The sequence below is a fragment of the Xanthomonas sp. NCPPB 1826 genome, assembly GCF_056725285.1.
In genome coordinates, this window is the sequence record NZ_CM161521.1 from 77,758 (window position 1) to 102,854 (window position 25,097).

At 64.5% G+C, this 25,097-nt stretch carries 24 protein-coding genes; 12 read left to right on the top strand and 12 right to left on the bottom strand.

What is annotated here, in order from left to right; all coding sequences use genetic code 11:
* Positions 1 to 9 precede the first annotated feature (9 nt).
* Positions 10 to 2,673, bottom strand: a complete 2,664-nt coding sequence (locus tag AC1PLA_RS00295) for a TonB-dependent receptor (RefSeq protein ID WP_481105327.1) — start codon at positions 2,671 to 2,673, stop codon at positions 10 to 12.
* Between the two features lie 105 nt (positions 2,674 to 2,778).
* Here AC1PLA_RS00295 and AC1PLA_RS00300 point away from each other — a divergent pair, with 105 nt between their 5' ends.
* Complete coding sequence (locus AC1PLA_RS00300) at positions 2,779 to 3,936, top strand: ROK family protein (protein ID WP_011035309.1); 1,158 nt, start codon at positions 2,779 to 2,781, stop codon at positions 3,934 to 3,936.
* Between the two features lie 142 nt (positions 3,937 to 4,078).
* Positions 4,079 to 6,235, top strand: a complete 2,157-nt coding sequence (avrBs2, locus tag AC1PLA_RS00305; RefSeq protein WP_481105328.1) for a type III secretion system effector avirulence protein AvrBs2 — start codon at positions 4,079 to 4,081, stop codon at positions 6,233 to 6,235.
* Positions 6,236 to 6,419: 184 nt separating this feature from the next.
* Here the strand turns inward: avrBs2 and AC1PLA_RS00310 are convergent, their stop codons facing one another.
* On the bottom strand, positions 6,420 to 7,928 hold the full coding sequence (locus AC1PLA_RS00310) for a ribonuclease H-like domain-containing protein (protein WP_481105329.1): 1,509 nt from the start codon (positions 7,926 to 7,928) through the stop codon (positions 6,420 to 6,422).
* Entirely contained in the window at positions 7,925 to 10,420 is a 2,496-nt protein-coding gene (locus tag AC1PLA_RS00315) for a DEAD/DEAH box helicase (RefSeq protein ID WP_024940063.1), read from the bottom strand. Before AC1PLA_RS00315 ends, AC1PLA_RS00310 begins: the two co-directional genes overlap by 4 nt.
* A gap of 173 nt (positions 10,421 to 10,593) precedes the next feature.
* Between AC1PLA_RS00315 and trhA the strand changes: the two genes are divergently transcribed.
* On the top strand, positions 10,594 to 11,256 hold the full coding sequence (trhA, locus tag AC1PLA_RS00320) for a PAQR family membrane homeostasis protein TrhA (protein ID WP_481105330.1): 663 nt from the start codon (positions 10,594 to 10,596) through the stop codon (positions 11,254 to 11,256).
* A gap of 81 nt (positions 11,257 to 11,337) precedes the next feature.
* On the opposite strand, the gene AC1PLA_RS00325 is transcribed toward trhA, so the two are convergent.
* The 4 genes from AC1PLA_RS00325 to AC1PLA_RS00340 form a co-directional block, all read right to left on the bottom strand.
* Positions 11,338 to 11,640 carry a plasmid stabilization protein gene (locus AC1PLA_RS00325; protein ID WP_481105331.1) on the bottom strand — a complete coding sequence of 101 codons (303 nt, stop codon included), beginning with the start codon at positions 11,638 to 11,640 and terminating at the stop codon, positions 11,338 to 11,340.
* Positions 11,637 to 12,110 (bottom strand): hypothetical protein, encoded by a 474-nt coding sequence (locus AC1PLA_RS00330; RefSeq protein WP_481105332.1) that lies wholly within the window; start codon positions 12,108 to 12,110, stop codon positions 11,637 to 11,639. Before AC1PLA_RS00330 ends, AC1PLA_RS00325 begins: the two co-directional genes overlap by 4 nt.
* Before the next feature lie 86 nt (positions 12,111 to 12,196).
* A complete protein-coding gene (locus AC1PLA_RS00335) occupies positions 12,197 to 12,718 on the bottom strand; it encodes a hypothetical protein (protein WP_051747419.1) in 522 nt (173 codons plus the stop codon).
* Between the two features lie 170 nt (positions 12,719 to 12,888).
* Positions 12,889 to 13,326 (bottom strand): winged helix-turn-helix transcriptional regulator, encoded by a 438-nt coding sequence (locus AC1PLA_RS00340; RefSeq protein WP_039529406.1) that lies wholly within the window; start codon positions 13,324 to 13,326, stop codon positions 12,889 to 12,891.
* A 233-nt stretch (positions 13,327 to 13,559) separates the two neighbouring features.
* Here AC1PLA_RS00340 and AC1PLA_RS00345 point away from each other — a divergent pair, with 233 nt between their 5' ends.
* Together AC1PLA_RS00345 and AC1PLA_RS00350 are read left to right on the top strand one after the other, a co-directional pair.
* Positions 13,560 to 14,363: an SDR family NAD(P)-dependent oxidoreductase gene (locus AC1PLA_RS00345; protein WP_245104025.1), complete on the top strand. Its 804-nt coding sequence runs from the start codon at positions 13,560 to 13,562 to the stop codon at positions 14,361 to 14,363.
* Positions 14,364 to 14,497: 134 nt separating this feature from the next.
* The gene (locus AC1PLA_RS00350) at positions 14,498 to 14,794 is read left to right on the top strand and encodes a YciI family protein (protein WP_184230704.1); all 297 of its coding nucleotides are present in this window, start codon (positions 14,498 to 14,500) and stop codon (positions 14,792 to 14,794) included.
* 159 nt (positions 14,795 to 14,953) lie between these two features.
* Here the strand turns inward: AC1PLA_RS00350 and AC1PLA_RS00355 are convergent, their stop codons facing one another.
* Positions 14,954 to 16,045: an ATP-grasp fold amidoligase family protein gene (locus AC1PLA_RS00355; RefSeq protein WP_481106247.1), complete on the bottom strand. Its 1,092-nt coding sequence runs from the start codon at positions 16,043 to 16,045 to the stop codon at positions 14,954 to 14,956.
* A gap of 455 nt (positions 16,046 to 16,500) precedes the next feature.
* Here AC1PLA_RS00355 and AC1PLA_RS00360 point away from each other — a divergent pair, with 455 nt between their 5' ends.
* Entirely contained in the window at positions 16,501 to 17,214 is a 714-nt protein-coding gene (locus AC1PLA_RS00360) for a hypothetical protein (protein ID WP_481105333.1), read from the top strand.
* Positions 17,215 to 17,224: 10 nt separating this feature from the next.
* Here AC1PLA_RS00360 and AC1PLA_RS00365 read toward each other — a convergent pair whose 3' ends face one another.
* Positions 17,225 to 18,118 (bottom strand): LysR family transcriptional regulator, encoded by an 894-nt coding sequence (locus tag AC1PLA_RS00365; protein WP_481105334.1) that lies wholly within the window; start codon positions 18,116 to 18,118, stop codon positions 17,225 to 17,227.
* Positions 18,119 to 18,256: 138 nt separating this feature from the next.
* Here AC1PLA_RS00365 and AC1PLA_RS00370 point away from each other — a divergent pair, with 138 nt between their 5' ends.
* The gene (locus tag AC1PLA_RS00370; RefSeq protein WP_481105335.1) at positions 18,257 to 19,009 is read left to right on the top strand and encodes an SDR family oxidoreductase; all 753 of its coding nucleotides are present in this window, start codon (positions 18,257 to 18,259) and stop codon (positions 19,007 to 19,009) included.
* A 412-nt stretch (positions 19,010 to 19,421) separates the two neighbouring features.
* On the opposite strand, the gene AC1PLA_RS00375 is transcribed toward AC1PLA_RS00370, so the two are convergent.
* Positions 19,422 to 19,748, bottom strand: a complete 327-nt coding sequence (locus tag AC1PLA_RS00375; protein WP_481105336.1) for a nuclear transport factor 2 family protein — start codon at positions 19,746 to 19,748, stop codon at positions 19,422 to 19,424.
* Between the two features lie 88 nt (positions 19,749 to 19,836).
* Between AC1PLA_RS00375 and AC1PLA_RS00380 the strand changes: the two genes are divergently transcribed.
* A complete protein-coding gene (locus AC1PLA_RS00380) occupies positions 19,837 to 20,184 on the top strand; it encodes a winged helix-turn-helix transcriptional regulator (protein WP_481105337.1) in 348 nt (115 codons plus the stop codon).
* Between the two features lie 184 nt (positions 20,185 to 20,368).
* Positions 20,369 to 20,566 (top strand): hypothetical protein, encoded by a 198-nt coding sequence (locus tag AC1PLA_RS00385; RefSeq protein WP_481105338.1) that lies wholly within the window; start codon positions 20,369 to 20,371, stop codon positions 20,564 to 20,566.
* 265 nt (positions 20,567 to 20,831) lie between these two features.
* Here the strand turns inward: AC1PLA_RS00385 and AC1PLA_RS00390 are convergent, their stop codons facing one another.
* Together AC1PLA_RS00390 and AC1PLA_RS00395 are read right to left on the bottom strand one after the other, a co-directional pair.
* The gene (locus AC1PLA_RS00390; RefSeq protein WP_481105339.1) at positions 20,832 to 21,860 is read right to left on the bottom strand and encodes a hypothetical protein; all 1,029 of its coding nucleotides are present in this window, start codon (positions 21,858 to 21,860) and stop codon (positions 20,832 to 20,834) included.
* A gap of 546 nt (positions 21,861 to 22,406) precedes the next feature.
* A complete protein-coding gene (locus AC1PLA_RS00395) occupies positions 22,407 to 22,628 on the bottom strand; it encodes an XAC0095 family protein (RefSeq protein ID WP_481105340.1) in 222 nt (73 codons plus the stop codon).
* A gap of 604 nt (positions 22,629 to 23,232) precedes the next feature.
* Here AC1PLA_RS00395 and AC1PLA_RS00400 point away from each other — a divergent pair.
* The 3 genes from AC1PLA_RS00400 to AC1PLA_RS00410 all read left to right on the top strand — a co-directional run bounded on the left by AC1PLA_RS00400 (position 23,233) and on the right by AC1PLA_RS00410 (position 25,041).
* Complete coding sequence (locus AC1PLA_RS00400) at positions 23,233 to 23,586, top strand: SymE family type I addiction module toxin (protein ID WP_104574842.1); 354 nt, start codon at positions 23,233 to 23,235, stop codon at positions 23,584 to 23,586.
* A gap of 57 nt (positions 23,587 to 23,643) precedes the next feature.
* Positions 23,644 to 24,384: an RNA polymerase sigma factor gene (locus AC1PLA_RS00405; RefSeq protein ID WP_481105341.1), complete on the top strand. Its 741-nt coding sequence runs from the start codon at positions 23,644 to 23,646 to the stop codon at positions 24,382 to 24,384.
* A gap of 237 nt (positions 24,385 to 24,621) precedes the next feature.
* Positions 24,622 to 25,041 carry a hypothetical protein gene (locus AC1PLA_RS00410; protein ID WP_039529381.1) on the top strand — a complete coding sequence of 140 codons (420 nt, stop codon included), beginning with the start codon at positions 24,622 to 24,624 and terminating at the stop codon, positions 25,039 to 25,041.
* The last annotated feature ends 56 nt before the right edge of the window (positions 25,042 to 25,097 follow it).

A 25,097-nucleotide genomic window follows, 5' to 3' on the forward strand; every position in this document is an offset into this window, starting at 1 on the left:
CTTAGCTCCTCAAAGTTTGACGTTGACGCCGACCATCACGGTGGGGGCCATCTTCCAGGCCGATTGCACATACTCCTGATCGCGGCCGATGCGGTATTGGTAGCCCTGGCCAGCCAGGTTAAGCACGTCCAGGCTCAGCGACACCGCTGGGGACACGTCCCATCCCAGTTTCAGATCGATGCGGTCCAGCGGTTGCTGGTAACGGTTGCGATAGAACTCCTGCAGGCTGCTGTAATTGGGAAAGCGGTCATCCCACAGCTCGCCGGTGCGGCTCCAGGCCAGCGTGGCGCGCAGCGGCCCACGGGCGTAATTCAGGGTCAGATTCCACAACTGCCTGGGCTGCTGCGGCAGCACGTCCAGGGTGGTGCGGGTGCCATCGCCGAGCACCACCGGGTAGTCCACGTCCAGGAACGTGACATTGGCGGTCACCGACAAGCCGGCCAGCGCAGGCAGCCACGGCCCCAGCTCCTTGATGGCTCCCAGCTCGGCGCCGCGCAGGCGCACCGGCCGGTCCACATTGCGCGGCTGGGTGACCAGCACCTGCTCGCCGTCGATGCTGTCCATCTGGCCGTAGCGGAAGATTTCATCGTCGATGGTCTTGTGGAACAGCGCGACCGACAGCAGGCTGCCGCCGTCGTCAAAGCTCCAGTCATGGCCAAGGTCCAGGTTCTGCGAGCGGCGCGGCTGCAGGTCCGGGTTGCCCTGGTTGAGTGTGGGCGGTGTGCTGCCCAGCGTGAGCACGCCGCCGTTCAAGGCCATCTGGTCCAGGCGCGGGCGCCCGATCGAGCGCGAGACGCCAACGCGCAGCGTGCCGTTGGCGCTGGTCTGCAGTTGCCCGCTGAGCGATGGCAACCAGTTGCGGTAGGTGCGCACCGCGCTGACCGGTGTCCAGGTGGTTCCGCTCAGCTGCTGGCCGGCGCTGGCAAAGCGTGTCTGTTCCAGGCGGATGCCGCCAGCCAGCAGCCAGCGCTCGCCGCGCCATTGCGCCTGGGCAAAGCCGGCACGCACCTGTTCGTCGACCCCATAGCTGCCGCTGTTCTGCGCGGTGGTGTCCACCACCCCGCGCGCCTGGCCGGCCAGTGCATCCCAGCGTGCATCGGCCAATGCCGGGTCGATGGTGATCATCTCCCTGTTGCAGCCCAGGGCGCAGGTCGGGCGGCCCAGCACGTCGGCCAATGTGTCGGGCAGGCCGTTCCAGGTGGTGCGCTGCACAGTGGTGCGCATATGCGTGCGGACCTGCCGCGCGCCCACGGCCAGCCCCAGCCCGCGGCTGTCCTCGTCCATGTTGCGACGCAGCTCCAGCTGCAGGTCGCCGACCCGTTCGGCGTAGCCGGTGCGCTCCTGCTGGTGATAGGCGTTGGGGTAGCGCGCCGGGTCATCAGCCAGGGCCGGGTCCAGGGGCGTGAAAGCGGGCAGCGTGCCGCTCCAGTCGAACCCGTACCCCAGGCGATTTTGCTGGAAGCGGTCCCAGGTCTGCGGGTTGTCCACCGTGGCGCGCGAGGTGCTCGCGCGCAGCGCGGCGCGCCACTGCGCCGGCAATTCGGCCAGCAGCTCGCCATTGATGCCCGTCAGCGCGCGCTTCCAGCGCAACTGCCCCAGTTCGACGTATTGATTGAGGTTGTCGAGCGTGCCGCTCTGCGCGCCAGTGCGGGTCAGGCGTGCGCTGTTCTGCACCTGGGCGTTCTGGGTATTGCGGTCCGAGGCCTCACGCTGGCGGAAGCTGTAGCCGGACACATGGCCGCTGAGCGGACCTTCCGGCTGCCAGTCCACGCGTGCGGTCAGGCCGCGCCGTTCGCGGGTGTTGGCGTAGTTGTACCAGCGCCGTTCGCCGGGAACCGCAGCGCCGGTGCCGCCGTAGGGCACCGGGTCGCGCGTGCCGTCGGCGGCGTACCAGTTCAAGCCGCCGCCGTTTTCCTGCTGCGGCACCGAGATCTCGCGCCGCCACTGGCTGGCAGCGCCCAGGAAGGCGAACTGCCCGTCGCGACCGAAGCGCTTGCCCCACTTCAGATCGCCCTCGCCAACCGGCGAGCGGCCGCCGTAGCGGCTGCCCATCAGGTTGGCGCCGCCCTTGGCCGAGAAGGTAAGCAGGCCGTCCGGGCGGCCGAAGCCGGTGGCGGTGACCAGGTTGGTGACCCCGCCGATCGCGCTGCCATCGTTTTCCGGCAGGAACGACTTCACCACATCGATGCGGTCGACAAAGTTGGCCGGCAGCACATCCATCATCGCCTGGCGGCTGCCGATGTCGTTGCTGGCAAACGCAAAGCCGTCGATCAGCATGCTGTTGTAGTTGCCGTTGAGGCCGCGCACCGTCACGTAGCGCGGCTCGCCCTGGTACTCCACGGTGCTGACGCCGGTGACCCGGCGCAGCGCATCGCCCACATTGAAGTCCGCCAGCTGCCCGATGCTGTCGGCGGCGACCGAGTCCACGACGGTGGGCGCGGCCTGTTTGGTGGCGATGGCGCGGGTGTTCTGCGACTGGAACGAGGTGCGCACCTGCACCGCATCCAGGGTCTGCGGCGAGGCAGCGGCGGGCGCCTCGGCGGCCTGCGCCGACGCCTGCATCCAGCCCGAAACGGCCATGCCCAGCGCGAGCGACAATGTGCGACGCTGCGCGATGCAGGCCGGGCCGGGCAGACACAAGAAGCCACAGGGAGAGCGATGAAACAGACGCATGGCACGATCCGCACTGTCGGGCAGCCCCAACGTGGTGGCCGCAAGCCGATTAAATTAATCTGCTTAATTTAAGCTTATGTGACACCACCGGTTCTTTTGCCTTCCATGTCCTCCTTCTTCGCCCACGCGGCCATTCGTTCGCATTACCGCCGTCGTAGCGACGGCCAGGCCGCCGGCTCCAGCGAGCGCGCGTTGCTGGATCTGATCCGCAGTGCCGGCCAGCTGGCGCGCGCGGATCTGCCGCGCGCCAGCGGGCTCAGCGTCCCCGGCACCAAGGGCATCATCGACCCGCTGGTCGCACACGGCCTGCTCCAGCTCGGCCCGTCGCTGCGGCGCGGCCGCGGCCAACCCAGCGTCGAGCTGAGCCTGGTGCCCGACTATGCATTCAGCGTGGGCGTCTCGTTGATGGTCGATGGCATCGCGGTGGTGCTGATCGACTTCGCCGGGCAGGTGCGCGGCATGCGCCAGCTCACGGCGTTCCCGCTGACGCTGGACCTGGTCGCGGCGCAGTTGCCGGAACTGGTGGAGCAGTTGCTGCAGGCGGCCGGTGTCGACCGGCAGCGGCTGTTCGGGGTGGGCGTCAGCATGACCGGCCCGCGCATCGGCGATGGCACGCGGGTCAATCCGCCGCTCACGCTGGCCGCCGAATGGATGCAGGTCGAGCTGGACCGCTTCATCGCCGAACGCCTGCAGTTGCCGGTCTGGATGGACAACGACGCCCATTGCGCCGCGCTGGCCGAAGCCTTGTACGGGGTCGGCCGCCAGTCGCCGGATCTGGTCTATCTGACCATCGCCGACGGGTTTGCCGCAGGCGTGATCGCCGCTGGCAGCGTGCACCGCGGCGCGCACGGCAACGTGGGCGAACTGGGGCGCATCTCGGCCATCACCGGCAGCGCGCGGCCCACGCTGGAAAGCCTGCGCCAGGCGCTGGTCGCCGATGGCCATGCGCTGCCGGACCTGCACACAATGCTGCAGCACTACGATCCGGCATGGCCGCAGATCGAGGCCTGGCTGGATGCGGTGCAACCCACCGTGACCCTGGCGGTGGCGGCGATCATCGCGTTGATCGACCCGCGCGTCATCGTCTTTGGCGCGCGCCTGCCGGCAGATCTTGCGCAGCGGCTGATCGCCCGCGTCGCCTTCGAGCCGGCGCCACGGCGGGGCGTCGCATCGCCGTATCCGGCATTGCTGGTTGGGCAGGTGCAGGCACACGCCACGGTGCTGGGCGCGGCCATGCTGCCGTTCAAGGAAACGCTGTTCTAGCGCAGGCGATGGACCAGCCGGCATAGCGCGCCGGCATTGCGGCGGGGCATCGTTTCGCATCGCGGCGGCATAGTTCGCCTCGGTTGCGCATTGTCATCTGCCAAGCGGTTTACTGGCCGCCCGCAGTGCTCTTGAGGTCGTCATGCGTATTGCTCCCTTGCAACCCGCCGCCACGCCCACCACCGCGCTGGCAACACCGGCGCACACCAGCGCGATCACCCCGATGGAGGTGCCGCACCCGCCAGGCGGCAACCCGCCATTGCGCACACGGCCGCGTCGCCAGGCCGCCGTGCTACCGCCGCTGGTGCCATTGAACGACAGCGCGATGACCGGCAAGCAGGCATTGGTGGCGCTGGACGGCGAGTTCTCCGAGCAGCGCCTGGCCGAAGTGCAGGCGCACCAGATCACTCTGCAGGCCGCGCAAAGCGCGCTGGCCAAGCAGCTGCCACAGGCTACTCCCGCACCCAGGCCCGACAGCATCGCGGCACGCTTTGCCGCCGGAACGCTGCAGCCGGTGTATCTGGACACCGCCGCGTTCGACGAGATGACCGCCAGCTTGCCCGAGCACTCGCGTGCAGCGGCCGGCCCGGTGCTGGTCGATGCGCAGCAGGGCCGCATCGTCTTCGATCTGGGCCACGCGTTTGCGCCTGGCGATACCTTCAGCGATGCCGCACGCACGGCATTGCGCAAGGCGCTGGATCTGCGCGCCCATGGGTTGGAAACACCGGGCTGGCTAAAGCCCGCCGCGTCCACGCCCGCGCAGCCGCGGCGCAAGTTGCAGCAGGCCGCGCGCTACCACGGCCACGAGGTGCCGGCGCGCGACGGCGGCGCAGCGTTCTTCAAGCGCAACGATCATCATCTGGTGGCCGGCAAGGACGCGCTGCTGCGCAAGCACCGCAAGGAGCTCGTCCACGACGCGTATTTCCAGGCGCCCAGCACGCGCGCGCTGGGCAAGGACGTGATGGTGCACCGGGGCCTGTTCGACAACCACGCCGGCATCCCGGAGAACTCGCTGGCCGCCATCGATCGCGCTTACGAACACGGCTATCGCAACCTGGAACTGGATGTCGAGGTCAGCGCCGACGGCGTACCGGTGCTGATGCACGACTTCAGCATCGGCCGCATGACCGACGATCCGCAGAACAGATTGGTCTCGCAGGTCCCGTTCGCGCAGTTGCGCGAGATGCCGCTGGTGATCCGCAACCCGGTCGACGGTAACTTCATCAAGACCGACCAGAGCATTGCCGCCGTGGAGCAGGCGCTGGAGCACGCGTTGCAGAAGCCGGAGGCGATGTCGGTGGCGCTGGATTGCAAGGAAGACACCGGCGAGGCGGTGGCGATGCTGCTGATGCGTCGGCCGGACCTGCGCCAGGGCGCCGCGATCAAGCTGTATGCCAAGTACTACACGGGCGGCTTCGATCAATTTCTGTCCAACCTGTACAAGCATTACCAGATCAATCCGCTGCACTCGCAGGACGCGCCCCGCCGTGCCGCGCTCGATCGCCTGCTGGCCAAGATCAACGTGGTGCCGGTCTTCAGCCAGGGCATGCTCGCCGACGCGCAGTTGCGCGATTTCTTCCCGGGCAAGGACGATGGCCCGGAGGGGCTGGCCGACACGGCGGTGCAGTGGCTGGAAAGCTGGAACCGGATGCGCCCGGTCATCGTGGAGGCGGTGGCCACCGACCAGCAAAGCGCTGCGGGCAAGGCCATGGAGCTGACACGCACACGCCTGCGCCAGCCCGACTCGTCCTACGCGCAGGCGGCATTCTCGTCCGGCTACCGCTATGAGGATTTCTCGCTGCCGCGCGCCAACCACGACAAGGACTATTACGTCTGGCGCAACTTCGGCGAGATGCAGAAGCTCAGCGGCGAAGCCTTCGGCATCCAGCGCACCACCGCCGGTGCCTTTCGCGACGCCGGTGAAAGCCTGCTGACCGACCAGCCCGAAGAAGAACTGCTCGCGCTGCTGGAAAACCGCACCCTGGCGCGTGGCCACACCGGCATGGAACTGGACCTGCCGCCAGAGACGCCCATCGACAGCGCACGCGATGCGGCGATCGTGGAGCAGCGCACCAGCGAATTCCGCGCCGCGTCCAGGCCCGCCGACCCGGCGCATGTTGCGGCCGTGCGCGAAGGCCGGCTGCTGGATCGCTCGGCAGACCATTCGCACGATGCCGCCGCCAGGCAGGCGGTGGATGCACGCGCCGACGCGCTGGGGCTGCTGACCGATCAGTACCGTGGCGCACCGGTCACCCATTACCTCAACGAGCAGGCCAGACAGATCGAACCAGGGGAGTGATGCCGGCGCACTGATGCTGCGCCGGCGCGCGTCACTTGACGGCATGACCGCTCAGGTGCTCGCCAATGGGTGGCGGCCTTGCAGTGTTGCCGGTGGGCATCGCCTCTGCCGGCAAACTGCATTGGCGCGCGCACCCTGGATGCCCGCATTGCGCCACCACTGCGCGTGGTCCGCCGCTACGGCGCTACGGCGTCTCCAGCATCGGAATCACTTCACGGTCCTGCGCGTCCACCGCCACCAGGCGCTGCATCAGCAGCGACAAGGTCACCACGTCCTGGTGATTGTGCTCGGCCACGCGGCGCAGGTTGCGCGCGCTGCCGCCGCGCAGGTAGCTCAACCAGGCGGCCGGCGCTTCGGAGCCGGGCAGGTCGTCTTCGCGCACCACGCGCAGCAGCTGCCGTTCGATGGTGGCCAGCTTGCAGTTCTCCCAGGTGCCGCGATAGCGGCGCCGGGTGGGGAACAGCAGGTCCACATGGTCCAGTGCAGAGATCGGGTCGCCGCGGCGCGCCAACCGGTAGCGCGTCTTCAACAGCGGCGCGTCGTAGCAGCGGCCGTTGTAGCTGGACAGCACCGTCTGCGGCGACAGCCAGCTGCGGAACAGGTCCAGCATCGCGCTTTCGGCCGCCATCGTGGACATCATCAACTGGCGTACGCGCAGCCCGCTGCCCTGCGCAGCGTCGGTATACCAATCGGCCACGCCGATCATGAAGGCGCGCGTGCCGGTGCCGCCAGCCAGGCCGGTGGTTTCGGTGTCGAAGAACAATAGATCCATCGGGTCCACCGCGTCCTCGCGCTTGGCGAACGCCAGCGACAGCGCCTGGCGCGGGATCGCCTGCGGCAGGAAGGCTTCGATCAGGTGCAGGCCGGGCGCGATCTCGTTGCCGGGCAGATGCCGGTCGGTGGACGCCGCGCGCAGCGGCGCGTGCGCCGAGACCGCGCGCTCGCGCAGGCCGATCATCTTGCGCAGGCCGGCGATATCGGTACGGCGCTGCGGTGCCGGCAGTGATGTGGGCGCAGCCGGTGTCGTGCGTACAGCCGGCACGCGCGCCGCCGCATCGGCCGCCGCACCTGCCGGCTTGTGGCGCACATCGTGGTCCACCCAGGCAAACGCCGAGCTATCGCGCGCATGCGCTGCAGCAACCGGTGCCTGCAGGGCGCGGCGCGTCATGGCCGGTGCGCTGGGCTGGGCACGCGGTGCACCGGCAGCCTCTGCGCTGCCGGGCTGCGCGCTTCGCACAGCCGCCTCGCGCGGCAAAGCGCGTGACCCAGACGCAGCAGCACCCGGCGCAGGCTGGCGTTGCGCACGCGTGGGCATCACCGCATCGTCCTTGCGCGCCGTGGGTGTCAGCCCGCCGACCTGGCGGCGCAGCAGGCGCAAACGTTCTGCGCTCACCCCAGGATCGCTGCCAGGCACCGGCGCTGCTGGCGCGCGCGTTGGCTGCACCGCCGCAGGCATGTCACCTGCGGCACGCGTGTGCGCATCGCCTGCCACTGCATCCGCACCGACTGCATCACCCGAGGTGCGCGCCACCACTGCCGCGCGCAGCGGGTGGGCATCGGCCTGCGCATCGGCCGCAGCGGAAACATCCGCACCATCCACTGCAGCGTCATCTGCAAGCGCCGCCGGCGCTGGCACATCGGCGTGCCCGGCCTGACGCCGCAACAAGCGCAACCGGTCCGCACTCACGCTCATGCAAGCACGTCCAGCGCCAGGTCATCGTCCACCTGGGTGGCATGCCGCAACGGCGCATCCGCATCGAACAGCAGCGCCAGCACGGTCAAGGCCAATGACTTGGGCGACTCGCCCTTGCCTTCCTCATGCGCGGCCAGCACCGGGCCCACGCAGGCCGGGCAGCCGGCGCTGCAATCGCAACGCCGCACCAGCTCGTCGGCGCGCTGCAGCAGCTCGGCCTGGCGCAGCCATAGCGGCTCGCTCAGGCCCACGCCGCCGGGGAAGTTGTCGTACAGATACACCGTGGGCACAAAGGCCTGCTGCAATTCCACCGCGCCTTCTTCGCCCTCGTCCACGCCGCGCAGCTGCCCGCGCCCGGTCTGGTCGGCCACCGCAAACCACGCGCCGTCGCCATTGCCAACCGCCTTTTGCAGGTCGCGCGCATCGGCCATCACTGCCACCGTGGCCACCACGTGCAGCGCATAGGCCGCACCCAAAAAACCATCCAGCGCATCCTGCTTGGACGCGAACGCCTTGCCCAACGTGGCCTGCGGCAGCTGCCACCACACTGCGGTGGTATGCAGTTCCTGGTCGGGCAGATTGACCGGCCCGTAGCCGATGTTCTCGTGCGTGTAATAGCGGATCTTCTTGTAGCCGGACACGCGCCGCACCACATGCACCTCGCCGTGATGCGAGTCCCCGCGCCCGGCCACGCCGCCGTCGAAGCGGTCCAGCACCTTCAGCTTGGTGTAGTCGATGCTGTCGGTGTAGTAGTCCACATGGGTGCGCGTGACATAGGCCTTGCGGCCTTCCCAGTCCAGCCGCTCCACCTGGTACGGCGTGCTCTGCACCATGTGGATGGCGCCTTCGTACAAGGTCAGCGCCGCGGCCGAATAATCCACCTCGGCGATGATCTGCTGCTTGCCGTCGCTCTTGTCCACCACCACGAAGTTGCCGTCGGCCACCGAGCGCAGGCTCACTGCATTGGCCGGGTAGCTGTCGGCGATCCACTCCCAGCGGTCGCCTTCCTGGTGGATCACTTCGCTTTCGGCCAGCGCTTCCAGGAACACCAGCGGGTCGATCGGCCCGAACGGCTCGCTGGCAATGAACGGCAGCTCGAACGCCGCGCAGCGGATGTGGTCGAACAGGATCAGCGGTTGGTCCGGCGCAATGCGCGCATGCTCGGGCGAGGCATCGGCAAAGAAATCCGGATGCCGCACCACGTACTGGTCCAGCGGTTGCGAGCTGGCCACCAGCACGCCCAGCGCCGGTTGCTGGCGGCGCCCGGCGCGGCCGAAGCGCTGCCAGGTCGCCGCCACGCTGCCGGGGTAGCCGTTGAGGATCACCACATCCAGCGCGCCGATATCCACGCCCAGCTCCAGCGCCGAGGTGGAGACGATGCCGTCGATATTGCCGGCGCGCATCGCGCGCTCCACCTCGCGCCGCTCGGTGGGCAGGTAGCCGCCGCGGTACGCACGGATGCGTGGCGGCTTGCGCGGGTCGTGGTCGAAGATGTCCTTCAGGTACTTGGTCAGCACCTCCACCATCAGGCGCGTCTGCGCGAACACCAGCGTCTTCAGCCCGCTCTTGATCGCGATGCGCGCAATGCGGTTGCTCTGCGAGCGTGCCGATGCGCGCAGCCCCAGATCGGCGTTGACCACCGGCGGGTTCCACAGCAGCACGTGCTTGTCGCCGGTGGGCGCGCCGGACTCGGTGATCGCATGCACCTGCTCTTCGATCAGGGCCTGCGCGTGCGCATGCGGGTTGCCGATGGTGGCCGAGCACAGGATGAACTGCGGGTTGGCGCCATAGAACGCGCAGATGCGCTTGAGCCGGCGCAGCACATTGGTGACGTGGCTGCCGAACACGCCGCGGTAGGTGTGGATCTCGTCGATCACCACATAGCGCAGGTTCTCGAAGAACTGCGCCCACTTGGTGTGATGCGGCAGGATCGCCTGGTGCAGCATGTCCGGGTTGCTCACCACGATGTCGCCATGCAGGCGGATCGCCTGGCGTGCATCGCCGGGCGTATCGCCGTCGAAGGTGAAGGCCTTCACCCCCAGCTCGCCGGCGCGGTTCAATTCCAGCAGCTCGGCCACCTGGTCCTGCGCCAGCGCCTTGGTCGGGAACAGGTACAGCGCCTTGGCCCCGGAGCGCATCGCCGCGCTCACCACCGGCAGCGTGTAGCACAGCGACTTGCCTGACGCGGTAGGCGTCACAATCGCCACATGTTCGCCGCGTTGGGTGGCCGCCCAGGCGTCGGCCTGGTGGCTGTAGAGCTGGCTGATGCCACGCGCGCGCAAGGCGTCGGCCAGCGCGGCCGGCACATCGGCGGGAATCGGCGCATAACGGCCGTCGCGCCCGGGCAGGGTAAAGCTGCCGGTGATGCGGTCGTGGTAGCGCCGTTCCAGGCGTTCGGTGAGCAGTGCGCCATCGCGGCTAGGCCGGCCATCGGTGGTGGCCAGCGCGCGTTCGGCGGTTTCGGTGCGGGGAGCGAGGGCAAACGGAGGCATACGGCGGCTCCCAAAGAGGGGCATGAGACAGGGGAGGTGTCTCAGGGTATGAGACCAGCGCCGAACCGGCGAGCCTGTGTCACTGAGCGGATTCAGCAAGCCGGGTATTCTGTTGCCCCCACCGCGTCACCGTTGCCCTGCACGCTGTGGCTCCCCCATTTCGAAGAACCGCCGTGCCCGTTTCCCCCAGCCCCACCGCTCCGCACTACAAGACCCGTTCCGCCCGCCGTGCCGATGTGATCGTGCATGCCGCCGGCCTGTTCCTGGCCATCGTCGGCGGCGCCTGGATGGTCTGGCGCGCGCATGCCAACCAGACCATGCTGCTGGCCACCTGCGTCTACGCGCTGGGGTTGCTGGTGATGTTCGGCTGCTCGGCGGCCTACAACTTCGCCCCGCCGCAACGCCAGCCGATGCTGCGCAAGTTCGACCATGCCGGCATCTTCGTGATGATTGCCGGCTCCTACACCCCGTTCCTGCTGGTCGCCCTCGACGGCACCTGGCGCTGGGCGATGATCCTGGGCGTGTGGGGCGTGGCCTTGTTCGGCGTATTCGCCAAGCTGTTCCTGCCCGGCATCGCCAAGGGCTTCTGGGTGGTGATCTACCTGTTGCTGGGCTGGGCCGGCATCGTGGTGATCAAGCCGCTGCTCGCCGGCCTGGACAGCACCGTGCTGTGGCTGATTGCCGCCGGCGGCGCGTTCTACACCGTGGGCGTCACCTTCTACGTGCGCAAGTCGCTGGTCTACAACCGCGCCATCTGGCACGCCCACGTGCTGGGCGGCGCGCTCTCGCACTGGTGCGCGATCTGGTTGTGCCTGCAGCCGTTGAGTGGGGTGTAGCGCGCTGTCGATGTCGTCGAGCAGTCGCGTATGCCCATCGCTCGGTAGCATCGACGCGTCATGGATCTATTGATCGCCTGACTACGTCGGCTTCCAATCAGAGCGCGCAGGTACGAGGGCAAGGATCAGCACATCGTCGCCGTCGCGTGTGTAGATCAAGAGATATCTGCCGTCCTGGCAGGTGTACAAACGCGTTCCCGGCAGCGGCCCAGAGTGATAGGTGGCGGCACCATCCAGCGCGTGGCCCTCGGTTTCGATCCGGTCGTCCTGTTCACATGCGGCGAAATAAATCTGCGGGTCGGAGATTTCGATCGCGCGCGCCAATGCTGAAGCGAGCAACGCGGTGCGCGCATCCAGCGCGCTCTGCTTCCAGGCCACGCTCACGCACGCGTGCCCTTTGCAGCCAGGGCTGCCTCAAGCGCCGCACGGTGTTGCGTCTTGAGCGTCTCCATCTGCTGCTTCGCCTGCGCGCTGGAGAGTGCGGGGCGGGGGTCGGCCAGGGCATGCTCGGTCTGGGTGCGTAGCGACACCGCATAGCGTGCATCCAACTCCTTGACCTTCATCGCCTCGGAGCGGTCAGGCCGGCGCTTCGCATTGCCGCCCTGGGCGTCCCACTGCGCAGCGTCCACGTGAAGCACGTCCAATGGCATGCCCATCTCGCGCAAGACCTTCAACGCACTTTCGAAGCTGCCAAACCGGCGCGGCGCATTCGCCTTGGTGGCCAGCACACGGGTCTGGTCATGGGTCTGCAATTGCACGGTCCAGGCACCGGCTTCCCCGATGACCGACGCGTGCCTGACCGCACTGGCGTCGACCAGCGCGCGTGCGGTCGCCAGCTTGACCAGATTCGTCATGGCGCTATCCAGTTAACGATTAGGTGGCAGCCACCTTACCATTGATCAGGAACGCCAGCTAACGGTTGTCAGCCAGGCTCACACCCTCACAGCTTGGTCTTCATCACCGCCTCGAACGCCGCATCCGGCGCGATGCTGTCGGAGAGCACGACCACCGAATGCAACGTGCCCTTTGCCTGCACGTTGTATTCAAAGCCCACCGGCTTGCCGCCGCGGCTGAACACCTCGATCTCGCTGTACTCACCGAGCCGGCCTTCATAACTTTCGCGCTCCAGCCCGTGCTCCTTGGCAAAGGTGCCGGCGGCGCTGCGTGCGCCCTCCCATACCGCGTCTTCGTAGCTCATCGGCTGCAGCAGGCTGATCATGTGGGTCGCGCAGGCGTTGGTGCTGGTCACGCCATAGCCATCGACCTCGCCCAGCAACGGGATCTTGCGGACATCGCGTTTGGGCGTGGCGGTGACGGTGCAGCCAAGCTGCTGCAGCTCGGCAAGGGTGAAGTGCTCGGACTCCGGGCGCGGCGTGCTGGGGGTGGCCGTGCCACCGTTGCAGGCAGACAGCAGGCCCAGACAGGCGAGCGGCAGGAAGCGGCGTAGGGAAACGTGCGACAACGGTGACGTCCTTGTAGTGAATGGAAAAGCGGTACGGCTTGCCTCGACGCCGACGGGCAAGCAGGACGCCAACGCGTCACGCAATCGCACAGGTCGAGGCAGCCAGGGCGCGCGAGGGTAGCGCGTCAGGCGTCAACGCATGCTGAGAGCCATCAACCACGCCGCCGCGCTCATTCCGGCATCACCATGCGGATCTCGCGTGTGCCGATCTCTGCACCGGTGACTGCATCAATGGCAACCGGCTGCAGCTCGGTGCCGGTTTCCGCATCCAGAAAACGCAGCAACTTGCCCTCGCCACGGTGCTTGCGGCCCCACGCACCGATCATGAACAGCACCGGCAGGTAATCGCGCCCTGCCTGGGTCAGCACGTACTCCTCGCGCGGCGGGCGGGTGGAATACAGGCGCTTTTCCAGCAGCCGCTCCTCGGTCAGCGTCGCCAGCCGCTTGGTCAGCATGGTCGGCGCAATCCCCAGGCTCTGCCGGAACTGATCGAAGCGGGTCAGCCCGGAATTGGCGTCACGCAGGATCAGCATCGTCCACGCATCGCCCAGGAAGGTCAGGCTGCGCGCGATCGGGCACAGGCTGTCCGACGACGTTTTTGAGTTCATATCATTTCCGTATTGACTCACTATCAAATCGATACTAGCATGCGGCGCATGGGCAGTCCAACCGTGCGTATCAGGCAGGTGACGGGCGCCCAGGCCGCGGCGGCAACCGCGGCGGCAGTCCGCATCAACGCACACCGCAATGCAGGTCAGCGTCAGGCACCGCGCAGCTGCACGCCGATGGCTGGCGATGTTTCTCCACCGTCCCTAAACCGCATTCCTTCAGAGACACCACAATGAAAAAGACAGTGCTGATCACCGGCGCATCCTCAGGGTTTGGCCTGTTGCTGGCCACCAACCTGCACAAACAGGGCTTCAACGTCATCGGCACCAGCCGCGAGCCGGAAAAGCACCAGGCCAAGCTGCCGTTCAAGCTGCTGCGCCTGGATATCGACGATGACGCCTCGATCCAGTCGTTTGCCACAACGCTGTTTCAATCGGTCGACCGCCTGGATGTGCTGGTCAACAACGCCGGTTACATGGTCACCGGTATCGCCGAAGAAACCGCCATCGACGTGGGCCGCCAGCAGTTCGAAACCAACTTCTGGGGCACGGTCAAAACCACCAATGCGCTGCTGCCGTACCTCCGCAAGCAGCGGAGCGGGCAGATCATCACCGTCAGCTCCATCGTGGGGCTGATCGGGCCGCCGAACCTGTCGTATTACGCGGCCTCCAAGCACGCGGTGCAGGGGTATTTCAAATCGCTGCGGTTCGAACTTGCCCAGTTCAATATCAAGGTCAACATGGTGGAGCCGGTCTGGTTCAAGACCAATCTGGGCCATAACGCAGTGCCTGCCGCCGGCAACACCATTGCCGACTACAACGCTTACCGCAGGCAGGCCAACGCGGCGACCCAGAAAGGAATCGACACCGCAGAAGCACCGGATGCCGTGGTGGACACCATCCAGAAGCTGATCCAGGCCAAGGACCCCAAGTTCAGCAACCCGGTCGGAAAGATGACCGGCATGATCCTGTTCCTGCAGAGTTACCTGCCAAAGATGTTTGAAGGCGCGATTTTCAAAAGCATCAAAACAGCCTGATCGCTGTGCGTTACATGCAACGCCAATCCAGCTGCTGATTCAATCAAGTAAACCGCGCAAAACCCCCGTGTTGTCACCCGATCAACGGCTTTGCTAAAGCCGTGACGCATCCCTTTTGCCACGAGTACACGATCATGAAAGCGTATTTCTGCAAATTCATCCCGCCGCGCGCGGACTTTCTGGCCACCATGTCGGATCAGGAAAAAGACCTGATGCAGCAGCATGCTGCGTTTCTGGACCAGCGCCTGGCCGAGGGCGTGCTGCTGGCGCATGGCCCGGTCATCGATGAAACCGGTGGCTTTGGTCTGTCGCTGTATCAGATTGCCGACGACCAGGACATTGCCGCCATCACCGCACAGGACCCGATCATCAAACACGGCGTCGGCCAGTATGCGCATTACCCCATGCTGCATTTAAAGGCGCGCGGATAAACGCCGCGCTGCAGGCGGCACGCGTGGATCGTCATCGCAGCAGCGCGCTGCGGTGGCGAGCGTGCGCCGCGCATGCAGCAAGCCATGGCGGCCGCAGGCGTGCTGCGCTCAGGCCACGCTGTCAGTAGCCAGTCTTTCGAATGGGGCGGGCGAGCGCTCTCACCGCACCGGCACCCGCGCGCTGGCGCCCAAACCCTGCGTGGGAAACGCCGCGGCCACTGGCGCACGCCGCTGCACCCACATGTCGCCCATCATCCGGTCCAGCCCGCGGTCCAGGCCGGTGACCAGCCCCGCGCCCGGGGTAAAGGTCAGCTCGCCGAAATAGACCTGCCCGTGCTGGATGTACCAGTCCACCCGCACGTAATCGAAGTCACTTGCCAGCACCTTGCTCAGCTCCAGCGCCTGTTCCAGCAGCGCCGGCGCGCAGGGCGGTGCACGCCCGTCGTCGCGGATGCGGTGAAAGGCCTCGTGCAGGTTGCCCACATAGAAGGTCATGCCCAACTTCGGCGTGTCGAAGCGCCCGTAGATCACCTGCAGCACGTACTGAAAACTGCCGTCCACCTGCCGGAACATGTGGAACTTGTAGTCCACCGGCACCTGCTGTGCATCGCCGATGTACTGCTCCACCAAGATGCGCGGCGGAATATCGCGGTAATGGATCTCGCGCACCTTGTCGGAGAAGTCGGTGCGCAGCCATTGGCCGCAGCGCTCGATGATGCGGCGCTTCTGCTGCGCATCGGGCTCATCGCGCACCACCTCCACCATCGCCGCGCCATGGTTGGCCTTGATCACGGTCTGCCGCCACTGCGGCAGGCGCAGCAGCTCCTGCGGGTCGGTGCTGTCCAGCAGCAGCGGGATCAGATGCGGCTCGCCGATCCTGGCCGCCACATACGGGCGCACCGCAAACTTGTCCGCCAGCCGCCGGTACAGCGGGTAATCGCCGTGCACGCACTTGCGGTAGAGGATCTTCTCGTTGAAGCACTTGGGCGCGTACAGATCCGGCAGCCGCCCAAACGTGTGCAGGTAGTACAGCCGGTCCTGGTGCCGCCAGGGCAGGGTGCGCAGCAGGCCGCGCGCGCCCTTGCGCAGCAGGCGCTTGAGGCTGATGGCGTCGGTGGCCGGCGCAGCTGCGCCAGGCAATGCGGCCGGGCGGGCGTCGCCTGCAAACCGCGTCAACCCCGGCAGCAGCGCAGCCCACGGCTCACCTGCTGCCCCAACCCGCGCTCCCAGCGGCTGCGTCTGCAGCCCCATCCCGTTGTCCATCGCCAGATCCCTCTTCTCGTCGTTTAGTGAGACGCAGGTCACAATTAAATGTGATGCTAGTCACGGTATACGGGAAAAGTAAGAAGAGGGTTGCGAATCGTCTCAAGCAGACCGATTTCGCAAAGATCAGTGCGTTTTAGGGCTTAAAGACGGGCTTGGCGGCTGCTGTCGCGTCCGCTTTGCTGCGTTGCGGCAGCCGCGCGAGCCAGGACGACGCAGCCACGGCCGGGCGCCGCTTGGGCACAGCGCCGGTCAGGGGCGTAGGCGGAGGTCGCGTAACTCAAATGGCGGCGTGTGCGCTCCGCCGCGATGGGGAGAGGCGCCCAGGGGAAGCACCAGGCGTTGAAGGCCAGCGCAGGCCCGCACTCAGGGGATGCAGTCGCATCGCGGCCCAGGATCAAGCAACATCAGGCGGTACCACTGCAGCCCGCAACGGATGGCCCATGCACGTCACCAAACTCCTGTCCCCGGCAGCGCTGTGCCTTGCGCTTGCCGCCTGCGCAGACACAGACCAGCCAGCACAAGCCGATAAGGCGCCCACATCGGCACGGGCAGCAGCCAGCCCCGCCACCGCAGATGGCAACGCAGCCGCACTACCGCCCGACCAGGCGGTCAATAGCCATCCGCCTTCGGTCAGCCAGCAGGCAAGGCGCTATCTCTGCCCGCGGGGCCCCAATGCCTGCCCGGCCGGTGGGCCGTTGATCGCCAATTCCGATGCGGAGGCGCAGTGGCTGTTGCGCCACGGCTACCCGACGGAACACGAACTGGCCCGGCTGGAAACCCTGACCCTGGACCAGCTCAAGGCCGAGTCGCAGGCAGGCAACCAGGCCGCAACGGTGATCTACGGCAAAAAGACCGCACTGGCGGGCCGTTTTTATCAGGGCATCGGCATCCTGCGGCGGGCCGCGGTGGCGGGGAACCTGTATGCGTACTACGGGCTGTCGGACGTGTACATCAGCGACACCGCAAACAAGAACCTGGTCGACAGCCTGGCCTACCTGCGTCTGGCCTACCTGTTGGGCGATGCAAAAGCCTCGGCCGTCATCGCATCGCGTGGCTTGAGCAGTGTTGAAAACGTCGTTGCCGACGAGCGCGCCGCCTCACTGAACAAGACGTTTTCCAAGTATCAGCGCCCCTCGCCACGGCCGCTGGAATAACGCCGGGCGATCAGCCTCCCACATTCAGCTGCGGAATCTTGGCAAACGCCTCGGCAATAAAATCCATGAACACGATCGCCCGCTTCGGCACCAGCCGGTTGGCCGCATACAGGATGTGCATGGGCACCGCAGGTGCAGAGAATGCGCTCAGCACGATCTGCAGCTGCCCGGCCTTGAGCCCCTGCTCGAACAACCACTCCGGGCCCTGCCCGATGCCCAGGCCCGCGCTCACCGACTCGCGCGCGGCCTCCGGCGAATTGACCCGGATCCGGCCGGACACCGGCACTTCCACATCCTTGAAACGCCACATCGCCCCGGAGGCCAGCAGGGTGTACAGCACACAATCGTGCTGGCGCAGGTCCTCGGGCACGCGGGGCACGCCGCGCTCGGCAAGATAAGCATTGCTTGCCACGCACACGCGCTTGAACGTGCCGATCCGCCGTGCGCGTAGCGCACTGTTTTCCAGGTGGCCGATGCGGATGGCGAGTTCCGCGCCCTCGTCGAGCAGATTGACGAAGCGGTCGTTGATCTGCAGGTCCAGTTCCAGGCCCGGAAAGCGCCGCAAGAACTCCGGCACCAGCGGCATCACATAGTGGTGCGACAAGGCCGTGGGGCAGGCCACCCGCAGCAAGCCGGACGGTTGCACGTTGTCGTGCAGCGCCATCTCCGACTCGCCCACCGCATCCAGGATGCGGCGCACCTCGGCGTAGTAGCGCTCTCCCTCCGGGGTGAGCACCAGCTTGCGGGTGGAACGGTTGAGCAGCCGCGTGTGCAGGTGCTCTTCCAGCGCCGCCACGTGGCGGCTGACATTGGGCTGGCCCAGGCCCAGGTCACGCCCGGCCGCAGAAAAGCTGCCGGTTTCCACCGCACGCGCAAAGCAGGTCATCAGCAGAAACCGGTCCATCGCTCACCCTCATTCATGCGCACATCGCATGAATGGTATGTGCCGGCGCGGTCTTCCGCCACATTCGGCATGGGCGCACGCTGCACCCCATCGAAGGCCGGCCACATGCGGCGGGCCTGCCAACTCCCAGGAGCACCCATGTCCCGTCTAGCAGGCAAACGCACCCTCATCACCGGCGGCACCAGCGGTATCGGCCTGGAGACCGCACGCCAGTTCCTGGCCGAAGGCGCCCGCGTCATCGTCACCGGCAACAATCCCGAGTCCATCGCCAGCGCCAAGGCCGCGCTGGGTGCCGAGGTGCTGGTGCTGCGCGCCGATTCGGCCAGCGTTGCCGCGCAGCAGCAGCTGGCGCAGGCGGTGCAGGCGCATTACGGCCAGCTCGACATCGCCTTCCTCAATGCCGGCGTGTCGGTATGGGCACCGATCGAAGACTGGACCGAGCAGGCCTTCGACGCCTCCTTCGCCATCAACGTCAAAGGCCCGTACTTCCTCATGCAGGCGCTGCTGCCGGTGTTCGCCAACCCCGCCGCGGTGGTGCTCAACACCTCCATCAACGCGCATGTGGGCGCGGCCCGCTCATCGGTGTATGCGGCCACCAAGGCGGCGTTCCTGAGCATGGCCAAGACACTCTCCAGCGAACTGCTGGCGCGCGGCATCCGCCTCAACGCGGTCAGCCCTGGCCCGGTGGAAACCCCGCTGTACGACAAGCTCGGCATCCCCGACGCATACCGCGACCAGGTCAACAAGGACATCGCCGCCACCATCCCGCTCGGCCGCTTCGGCACCCCAGACGAGGTGGCCAAGGCCGTGCTGTACCTGGCCTCGGACGAATCGCGCTGGACGGTGGGCTCGGAACTCATCGTCGACGGCGGCCGCACGCTTAACGGCTGAGCGTTTCGAAGGCAGTGGCAGGCGAACGACCACGCCCACACACCCTTCAGGCGCGACACCGAGCGCCGCAGCGTGCGTCCACGTTGCGGCGCAATTGCAGCGACTCAATCGAGCGGCACCACATTCGATAGCAGCCTAAGACTGCATCACGCCGAGCTGACCTTTCGTCATGAGGCCATCAACGCAGGCGCGACGGTCACAGTCACCTTTGGCGAAGAGACGGAACAGGGCGGCAGGGTGTTTCGACTTCAGGCAGAAGGCGACTAGCGCCGCCCTACATTTGCTCAGAGGGGCAACGCGCATTCGAGGTAACAAGCAACCGCTCACTAACCGCGCGTGCGGTTGCGTCATGCGGCTGTGGAAGGTCCGCATCCGGGCACGTGCTACCAGCGCAGCACGCCGGCATGCCGCGTCAATGAATCTCCAACGCCGCAATCTTGCCGCCCACCAGCTGGAACACATGCTCCAGCTGCAGCGGGCTCTGCGGGAAATCGCCAGACACCTGCGCGGTGACACTCACTTGCTCGCCTTGGGTGTGCACGCCAACCGGCACTGCACGATACGGCGTGGTGGCCTGCGCCTGTGCCAGCCAGGCCGCAATGGCGGCAGCGCCACGGTGCTGGCGGTGCTCGTCGTGCACTACCGCATCGTCGGCCAGGTGCGGCAGCAGCACCGCGGCATCGCCGGCATTGCTGGCGGTAAAAAAGCAGGCAATGGCGGCCGGCAGGGCAAGCGACATGGTAGCGGTGTCCGGTGGAAACGGTATGCCATGATCGGCAGCGGCATCACCTGCCGCAAGAACGCACGCAAAGGTAAGTCACGCACCCATGGGAAAGCCGCACACCCCGGACACCGCCGCGTGCGATGTCGAAGCCCTGCTCAAACTCATCGAAGGCCGCTGGAAACTGCTGCTGCTGTTTCACCTGTTCGACGGCAAGGTGCAGCGCTACTCGGACCTGGAGCGGCTGATTCCCGCCATCTCGCAAAAGATGCTGGCCCAGCAGTTGCGCCAGCTAGAACGCGACGGCCTGGTGCTGCGCACCGTCTACGCGCAGGTACCGCCGCAGGTGGATTACCGCCTCACGCCGTGGGGCCAGGCCCTGTGCCCTGCGCTGGATGCAATGCTCACCTGGGGCCAGGCGCGGCAGCCGTCGGCCGAATCGTTGTGGCGGTGATGGCCTAGCACAATGCTGTGGCACGTGGACCTCTAAAAAATCAGGCACACAGCAGCGCGCAGATCGCTGGATAACTGCCCAAATAAGGGCGACAGGTGAGGTATGCCTGGGGGTAACTCGATTATATTATTTTCTTTAAAGCTAACTTTTGGTCGCTCTTCTACGCCGGCGGATGACGCCAACCATGATGCCGTTATTAATGGCATCAGAAGCGGCCAGCTCTCCGCTAGATATTGATAGAAATAAAGACTCACAGAGTGAAAGTGAACACGAGAGAGCGAAAAAACAAAACGCTGTCTTGTACTCATTAGAGTTGGCCTGGAAAAAAGACGTAATTATCAGTATGAAAATGCAGGAGGATAAGGTTGCTGCTGATCTATAAAGGGATTCAATTAGAACCTTATATCTATGTGCGTCGCTTTGATTTTCCGCCGGAACTCCATTGCCAAGTGATGCGACAAATCTTGGAAATATAATTGCAACCCATATACCAAAAACCGTCACCACAACACCAGAGGCACCTATCAAAGCGACAACTAAATCCACATAGTTCGGTGGTGGACTTTCTCTGAGTCCTGCGGCCAATGATATGGAGCATAGAAATGCGATTGCACTAGCTCTATACGCTAAAAATCCTATCCTTGCTCTCATTCTTGAGCTTCACTAATTAATCGATCTATATCTAAGGAAAGTTGATCGGCCAAGTCCGCAGTGTCAATTATGCCGCCCATGGTCCTTCTGACCGTAATGGTGCTTTTTTCTCGCGCGTAGCTTCCGCTCAGCCAGTGTATCTTGCCAGCGCTCTTAGCCATAATAAAACCAACGTCCTCCCAGGTATTTTCCTCGATCCTATCAAGACATTCATCTATAACCATATCTAGCTCTTCCTCACCAAGTCGCGTCTTGTAGCTATATTCGAACTTAATTCCGGCTTTTAAGCGGTTGTTTTGAGAGAGTCCCAAGAATTTCCTTGCACCGTCAAAAAAAGGCTTATGTTCCACGACCTTTGGATAAACAATTGTCCGTCTTATAATCTTCCTTATGTTTGAGCATTGCTGCCTAAGCCAATCTATACTACCTGGCCGTCTCATAAGCTGATACTTGAAGACCGGTGTGTGATCGGTGCTTGGAGTATCTCCTTCCGGGGCATATCCAAGGAGGCGTTCGCCATCGGTTGGATCATAGTGGCAGTATGAAGACTCACGTTCTAAAAAACCAAGAACATATCTGGCAAAAGGTTTTGATCCATTGAGCCTGTTCTCGAAGCGCAAATTAATTAAGAATTCGTCTTTCGGGCTGACAACAAAATATGCTGCATAACCTGGAAGAGAGCCTGGCTGAATTCTGAGATTCGATACATCCGCAGTACCTATGGCTGCGGCCATCTCCAGCGTTTGAAGCTCGTCTTCCGAATTACTAGATTCATTCCACAGCGCTATTAGCATCTTGTCTGTTCCGGGAATGGCTCGGATATCGAAACAGAAAGTCCTTAGAAAAGGTTCATCTTCGTTAGGTTCGAATGTTGTTGTCTCACCTACGGATGCTAGCCCAGCAACCCAGTTGGAGACGTCTTCAAATATGTCAATTGATTTTCCGAAGTTTTTTAGTTCAGGTTTTTCGGATGCATAAGTACAATTCGTGATTTGATAAAGGCTAACGGTAACGGTCTCTGCCATAGTTTCTCCGCTATCTCAATGGAATTGATTTTGTGTCTAATAAAATTGTTTGACTAAAGGGGGGGCGTATTTAATCGTCCACCCTGATGCTGCTACCCCGTATCCGCAGTAGTAAACAGCTTTTCCCAGCTAGTATCCATTCGCTTTATCGCTTGCCAAGGCGCGTGCGAATGACCCGGATTTTTAATTTGTGCAGTCCCCAGGACTGGTAGCACGATTATGGAACCTGATAGAAGAAGGCGTCTTTGGTGTTTCGCTTCGATGTTCAGGGTCATCTTGTCGATGCCTTGGCAATAACGCATCACGGCAAGATGCAAATGCTTATGGTGTTGCCCCATGGTCGAGTGCATGCCTTGGATGCACGCAAGCATGCACAGAGCAGCCAGTAGCAGCGCGAAACTGAGCTCGGTAGTGATCCCGTCCACGATGTTCCCCCCTTACTTACCGATCCTAGCCCATGCGCTGTAGCCACGGGTGGTTCAGTCCGCTTTCTAAAGGGGACTTGTATCTGGATGCTATTCGCTAGCAAAGCGCCCAAGAATGCTGCTATGGGGCGTGACCTAGATCATTAAGGACATCATCCACCTGCTCGGCCAAATGCTGCAGGCAATGGGCCCATTGCTGTAGTGGAATTGTTGGCGTCCAAAGCGTGGCTTCGTCGCGGGTACGTGGTGTGGCCAGGGTAGCTAGCAGGCGCAGTTGGTCGCGTACGCGCAGCAGGTGGTATTGCGTGCCTTCGGACATCCAGTAACCGGGTTCGTCGTGCATGCCGCTCTCCTTGCCATGAGGCAGCTCCCGCTGCACAACGCAGCGGGATGCCGGGAGGCTAGAAACCGCACACAGCCGGCGGGCTTATTCCCCTTGCGGGTGTTGTATTCGCCGCCCTCCCGGCGTAGGAACGCCGAGCAGTGCCAGGCCAGATGGCCGAGCACAAAAAACCCACCAAAACTCGGAGGTGGGTACCGCTGTGTGGGGAGTTTCTAGGCTCCGGCTGGAAGTGTGCGGGTGGCGCAGGGCAGGGTCAAGCTGAGGTGACTGTCCGGGTGCGGAGAAGCCGCCTACACAAAAGAATTTTCTGGCTAAGCGCAGCACCGCAATGAGTCGCTGCAACCAGTTGACACACCACCCAACGCGTAGCAATCTCGCTGCAAGGAGCCTAGAAACTCCTCACACAGCGGCACCCACCTCCGTCAAACCTGTGGGTTTTTTGTGCCTGCAGTTTCTTGCATGCGTAATCGGCGTGACGCTTGCGTCGGAAAGCGGCTAGTGCGAATCCCTTTGGGAAAACGCCCGCCGTCTGTGTGCGGTTTCTAGCCTCCCGACATCCCGTCGCGTCGTGCAACGGGGCTTGTTCGTCAAGGAGGGCTTTACCATGCGTCGGTCCACGTCCAGTCCCAAGCCATCGCGCAAGCGCGCCACGGTACCACCGCCTACCGAAGTCGTCTGGCGCTCGCTGGATCCATCGATCCAGCCGCGTCCGTACCTTGAGCGCACGCCCATCCCCGAACCTCGTGCCGAACCCCGCACACCACCGCGGCCCGGCCGCCCACGTGCGCCGCAGCAGTGCACCGTCGGCTATGGGTACTATCCCGACAGTCACCAGCGCATTCCCACCCTGCGCCTGCGCGGCCGCTGGCTGGAACAATTGGGCTTTGCCATCGGCAGCAAGCTGCACATCCGCCAGCGCGATGGCGAGCTGATCATCAGCGTTGCAGACCCACGCTGATCACGCCGCAGCGCATGTGCGCACCGCATGTGCCCGGCCCGTTGCTGGAGACGTCGCATGATGAGTGAGGGCATGACCGGCGCGTCGCGTGCAGACCGCCACGGTGTTATCGGCAAGACGGTCGCGGCGCGCGCGTACGCCGCAAGCGCGGTGCCGGTTGAGCGCTACGGCAGCCGCCCGTGGCGCCACCGCAGCGCCTACGCCGTGGGCGAGCTGCCGGCCCGCGCGCCCATGGCGGGCATCTACGCGCTTGGCCGCTTCACCACGCGCTGGCAAGTGCGCGAGGAGCGCGCGCCGGCCAGGGAACGCTTCGACCAGGCTGTGGTGCAGCTGCAGGCGGAGCTGCTCACCTACATGCGGCGGCGCCTGCGCGACCCGCACACCGCCGCCGACCTCGCCCAGGAAGCGCTGCTGCGCCTGCTGGCCTACCGCGACACGCCAGACATCCACAGCTACAAGCTGCTGCTGTACCGCATCGCCCACAACGTGGTGCTGGAGCATTGGCGCACGCGCCACCGCAGGCACGCCTCCCGCCACGTGCCGTTGGAGGGCAGCGAACCGCTCGCCGTCACCGGCACGTCGGTGGACCAGCTGGTGGACGCCCGCCGCACCCTGCAGCACCTGCACACCCACACGCTGCCCGCGCTGCCACCCAAATGCCGCCAGGCCTTCATGCTCAACCGCTTCGACGGCCTCACCTACCCGGAAGTTGCCGCCGTCATGGGCATCTCGGTCAAGATGGTGGAAAAACACATCAGCCGCGCCCTGGCCGCCTGCCGCGCGGCAGTGGCTGAGTAACGCCAGGGCAATGCATCGTGCAGGTGGCGGTGCGTCACGACCAGCGGGCACTGCCAGGATTTATCGCACCTAGGTATTCGGCTAAGTTAGCAGCGGTTGTGGCACGCGGCCCTAGGGATCACCAGTAGGTGACGCTCATTCAACCAGAGGTCGCGAGTAAATCCGCTCGAGGCACGATTGGGAGCGAAATCTCGATTATTCAAAATATTGATTATTAGGTTGAGATAGCAGAACGATATGCTGAAGAATGTAAAGTTCCCACTCCTATACATAGTTGAGCTACTGATATGGCTGCCGTTGCTCATCTCGTTTTATGTTACGTCCACGTTCCTTGCAGCCAAACCCATCGCTACTCTCGATCTTCAAGGTAAATCCTTACCAGCCGGCTGGGAGGCTGCAGTTCCGAGTCACGGTAAATTCTTGCAGGGCTATCTCATCTCCAATCATCCTGCCACCTTCGGCTGTAGTGCAGCGATCATGGTTGGCCTGGCGTTCTTGCTTTACCGTGTTAACCGGGCACAGGCAGTGCAACGTGCCGCAGCTGACAGCCGTAGCAACCGCTCCCACTTGATAGCGAATGGTCTTGTTTTCGCAACGCTGGCGCTGATCGGCTATGTACTACTGACGCGAGTTTTGGTCGGCGTCAGCGCGGTCTAACTGCACCGGGATCAGATCAGCGCCTTGCCGCCCCCTGCTCTAGGTTGGCCCTGAGC

Bases quoted from the DNA above. Each gene is read 5' to 3' on its own strand.
- AC1PLA_RS00295 (WP_481105327.1), bottom strand. From the start codon at position 2,673: ATGCGTCTGTTTCATCGCTCTCCCTGTGGCTTCTTGTGTCTGCCCGGC.
- AC1PLA_RS00300 (WP_011035309.1), top strand. From the start codon at position 2,779: ATGTCCTCCTTCTTCGCCCACGCGGCCATTCGTTCGCATTACCGCCGT.
- avrBs2 (WP_481105328.1), top strand. From the start codon at position 4,079: ATGCGTATTGCTCCCTTGCAACCCGCCGCCACGCCCACCACCGCGCTG.
- AC1PLA_RS00310 (WP_481105329.1), bottom strand. From the start codon at position 7,928: ATGAGCGTGAGTGCGGACCGGTTGCGCTTGTTGCGGCGTCAGGCCGGG.
- AC1PLA_RS00315 (WP_024940063.1), bottom strand. From the start codon at position 10,420: ATGCCTCCGTTTGCCCTCGCTCCCCGCACCGAAACCGCCGAACGCGCG.
- AC1PLA_RS00330 (WP_481105332.1), bottom strand. From the start codon at position 12,110: ATGACGAATCTGGTCAAGCTGGCGACCGCACGCGCGCTGGTCGACGCC.
- AC1PLA_RS00340 (WP_039529406.1), bottom strand. From the start codon at position 13,326: ATGAACTCAAAAACGTCGTCGGACAGCCTGTGCCCGATCGCGCGCAGC.
- AC1PLA_RS00345 (WP_245104025.1), top strand. From the start codon at position 13,560: ATGAAAAAGACAGTGCTGATCACCGGCGCATCCTCAGGGTTTGGCCTG.
- AC1PLA_RS00350 (WP_184230704.1), top strand. From the start codon at position 14,498: ATGAAAGCGTATTTCTGCAAATTCATCCCGCCGCGCGCGGACTTTCTG.
- AC1PLA_RS00355 (WP_481106247.1), bottom strand. From the start codon at position 16,045: ATGGGGCTGCAGACGCAGCCGCTGGGAGCGCGGGTTGGGGCAGCAGGT.
- AC1PLA_RS00360 (WP_481105333.1), top strand. From the start codon at position 16,501: ATGCACGTCACCAAACTCCTGTCCCCGGCAGCGCTGTGCCTTGCGCTT.
- AC1PLA_RS00365 (WP_481105334.1), bottom strand. From the start codon at position 18,118: ATGGACCGGTTTCTGCTGATGACCTGCTTTGCGCGTGCGGTGGAAACC.
- AC1PLA_RS00370 (WP_481105335.1), top strand. From the start codon at position 18,257: ATGTCCCGTCTAGCAGGCAAACGCACCCTCATCACCGGCGGCACCAGC.
- AC1PLA_RS00375 (WP_481105336.1), bottom strand. From the start codon at position 19,748: ATGTCGCTTGCCCTGCCGGCCGCCATTGCCTGCTTTTTTACCGCCAGC.
- AC1PLA_RS00380 (WP_481105337.1), top strand. From the start codon at position 19,837: ATGGGAAAGCCGCACACCCCGGACACCGCCGCGTGCGATGTCGAAGCC.
- AC1PLA_RS00385 (WP_481105338.1), top strand. From the start codon at position 20,369: ATGATGCCGTTATTAATGGCATCAGAAGCGGCCAGCTCTCCGCTAGAT.
- AC1PLA_RS00390 (WP_481105339.1), bottom strand. From the start codon at position 21,860: ATGGCAGAGACCGTTACCGTTAGCCTTTATCAAATCACGAATTGTACT.
- AC1PLA_RS00395 (WP_481105340.1), bottom strand. From the start codon at position 22,628: ATGCACGACGAACCCGGTTACTGGATGTCCGAAGGCACGCAATACCAC.
- AC1PLA_RS00400 (WP_104574842.1), top strand. From the start codon at position 23,233: ATGCGTCGGTCCACGTCCAGTCCCAAGCCATCGCGCAAGCGCGCCACG.
- AC1PLA_RS00405 (WP_481105341.1), top strand. From the start codon at position 23,644: ATGATGAGTGAGGGCATGACCGGCGCGTCGCGTGCAGACCGCCACGGT.
- AC1PLA_RS00410 (WP_039529381.1), top strand. From the start codon at position 24,622: ATGCTGAAGAATGTAAAGTTCCCACTCCTATACATAGTTGAGCTACTG.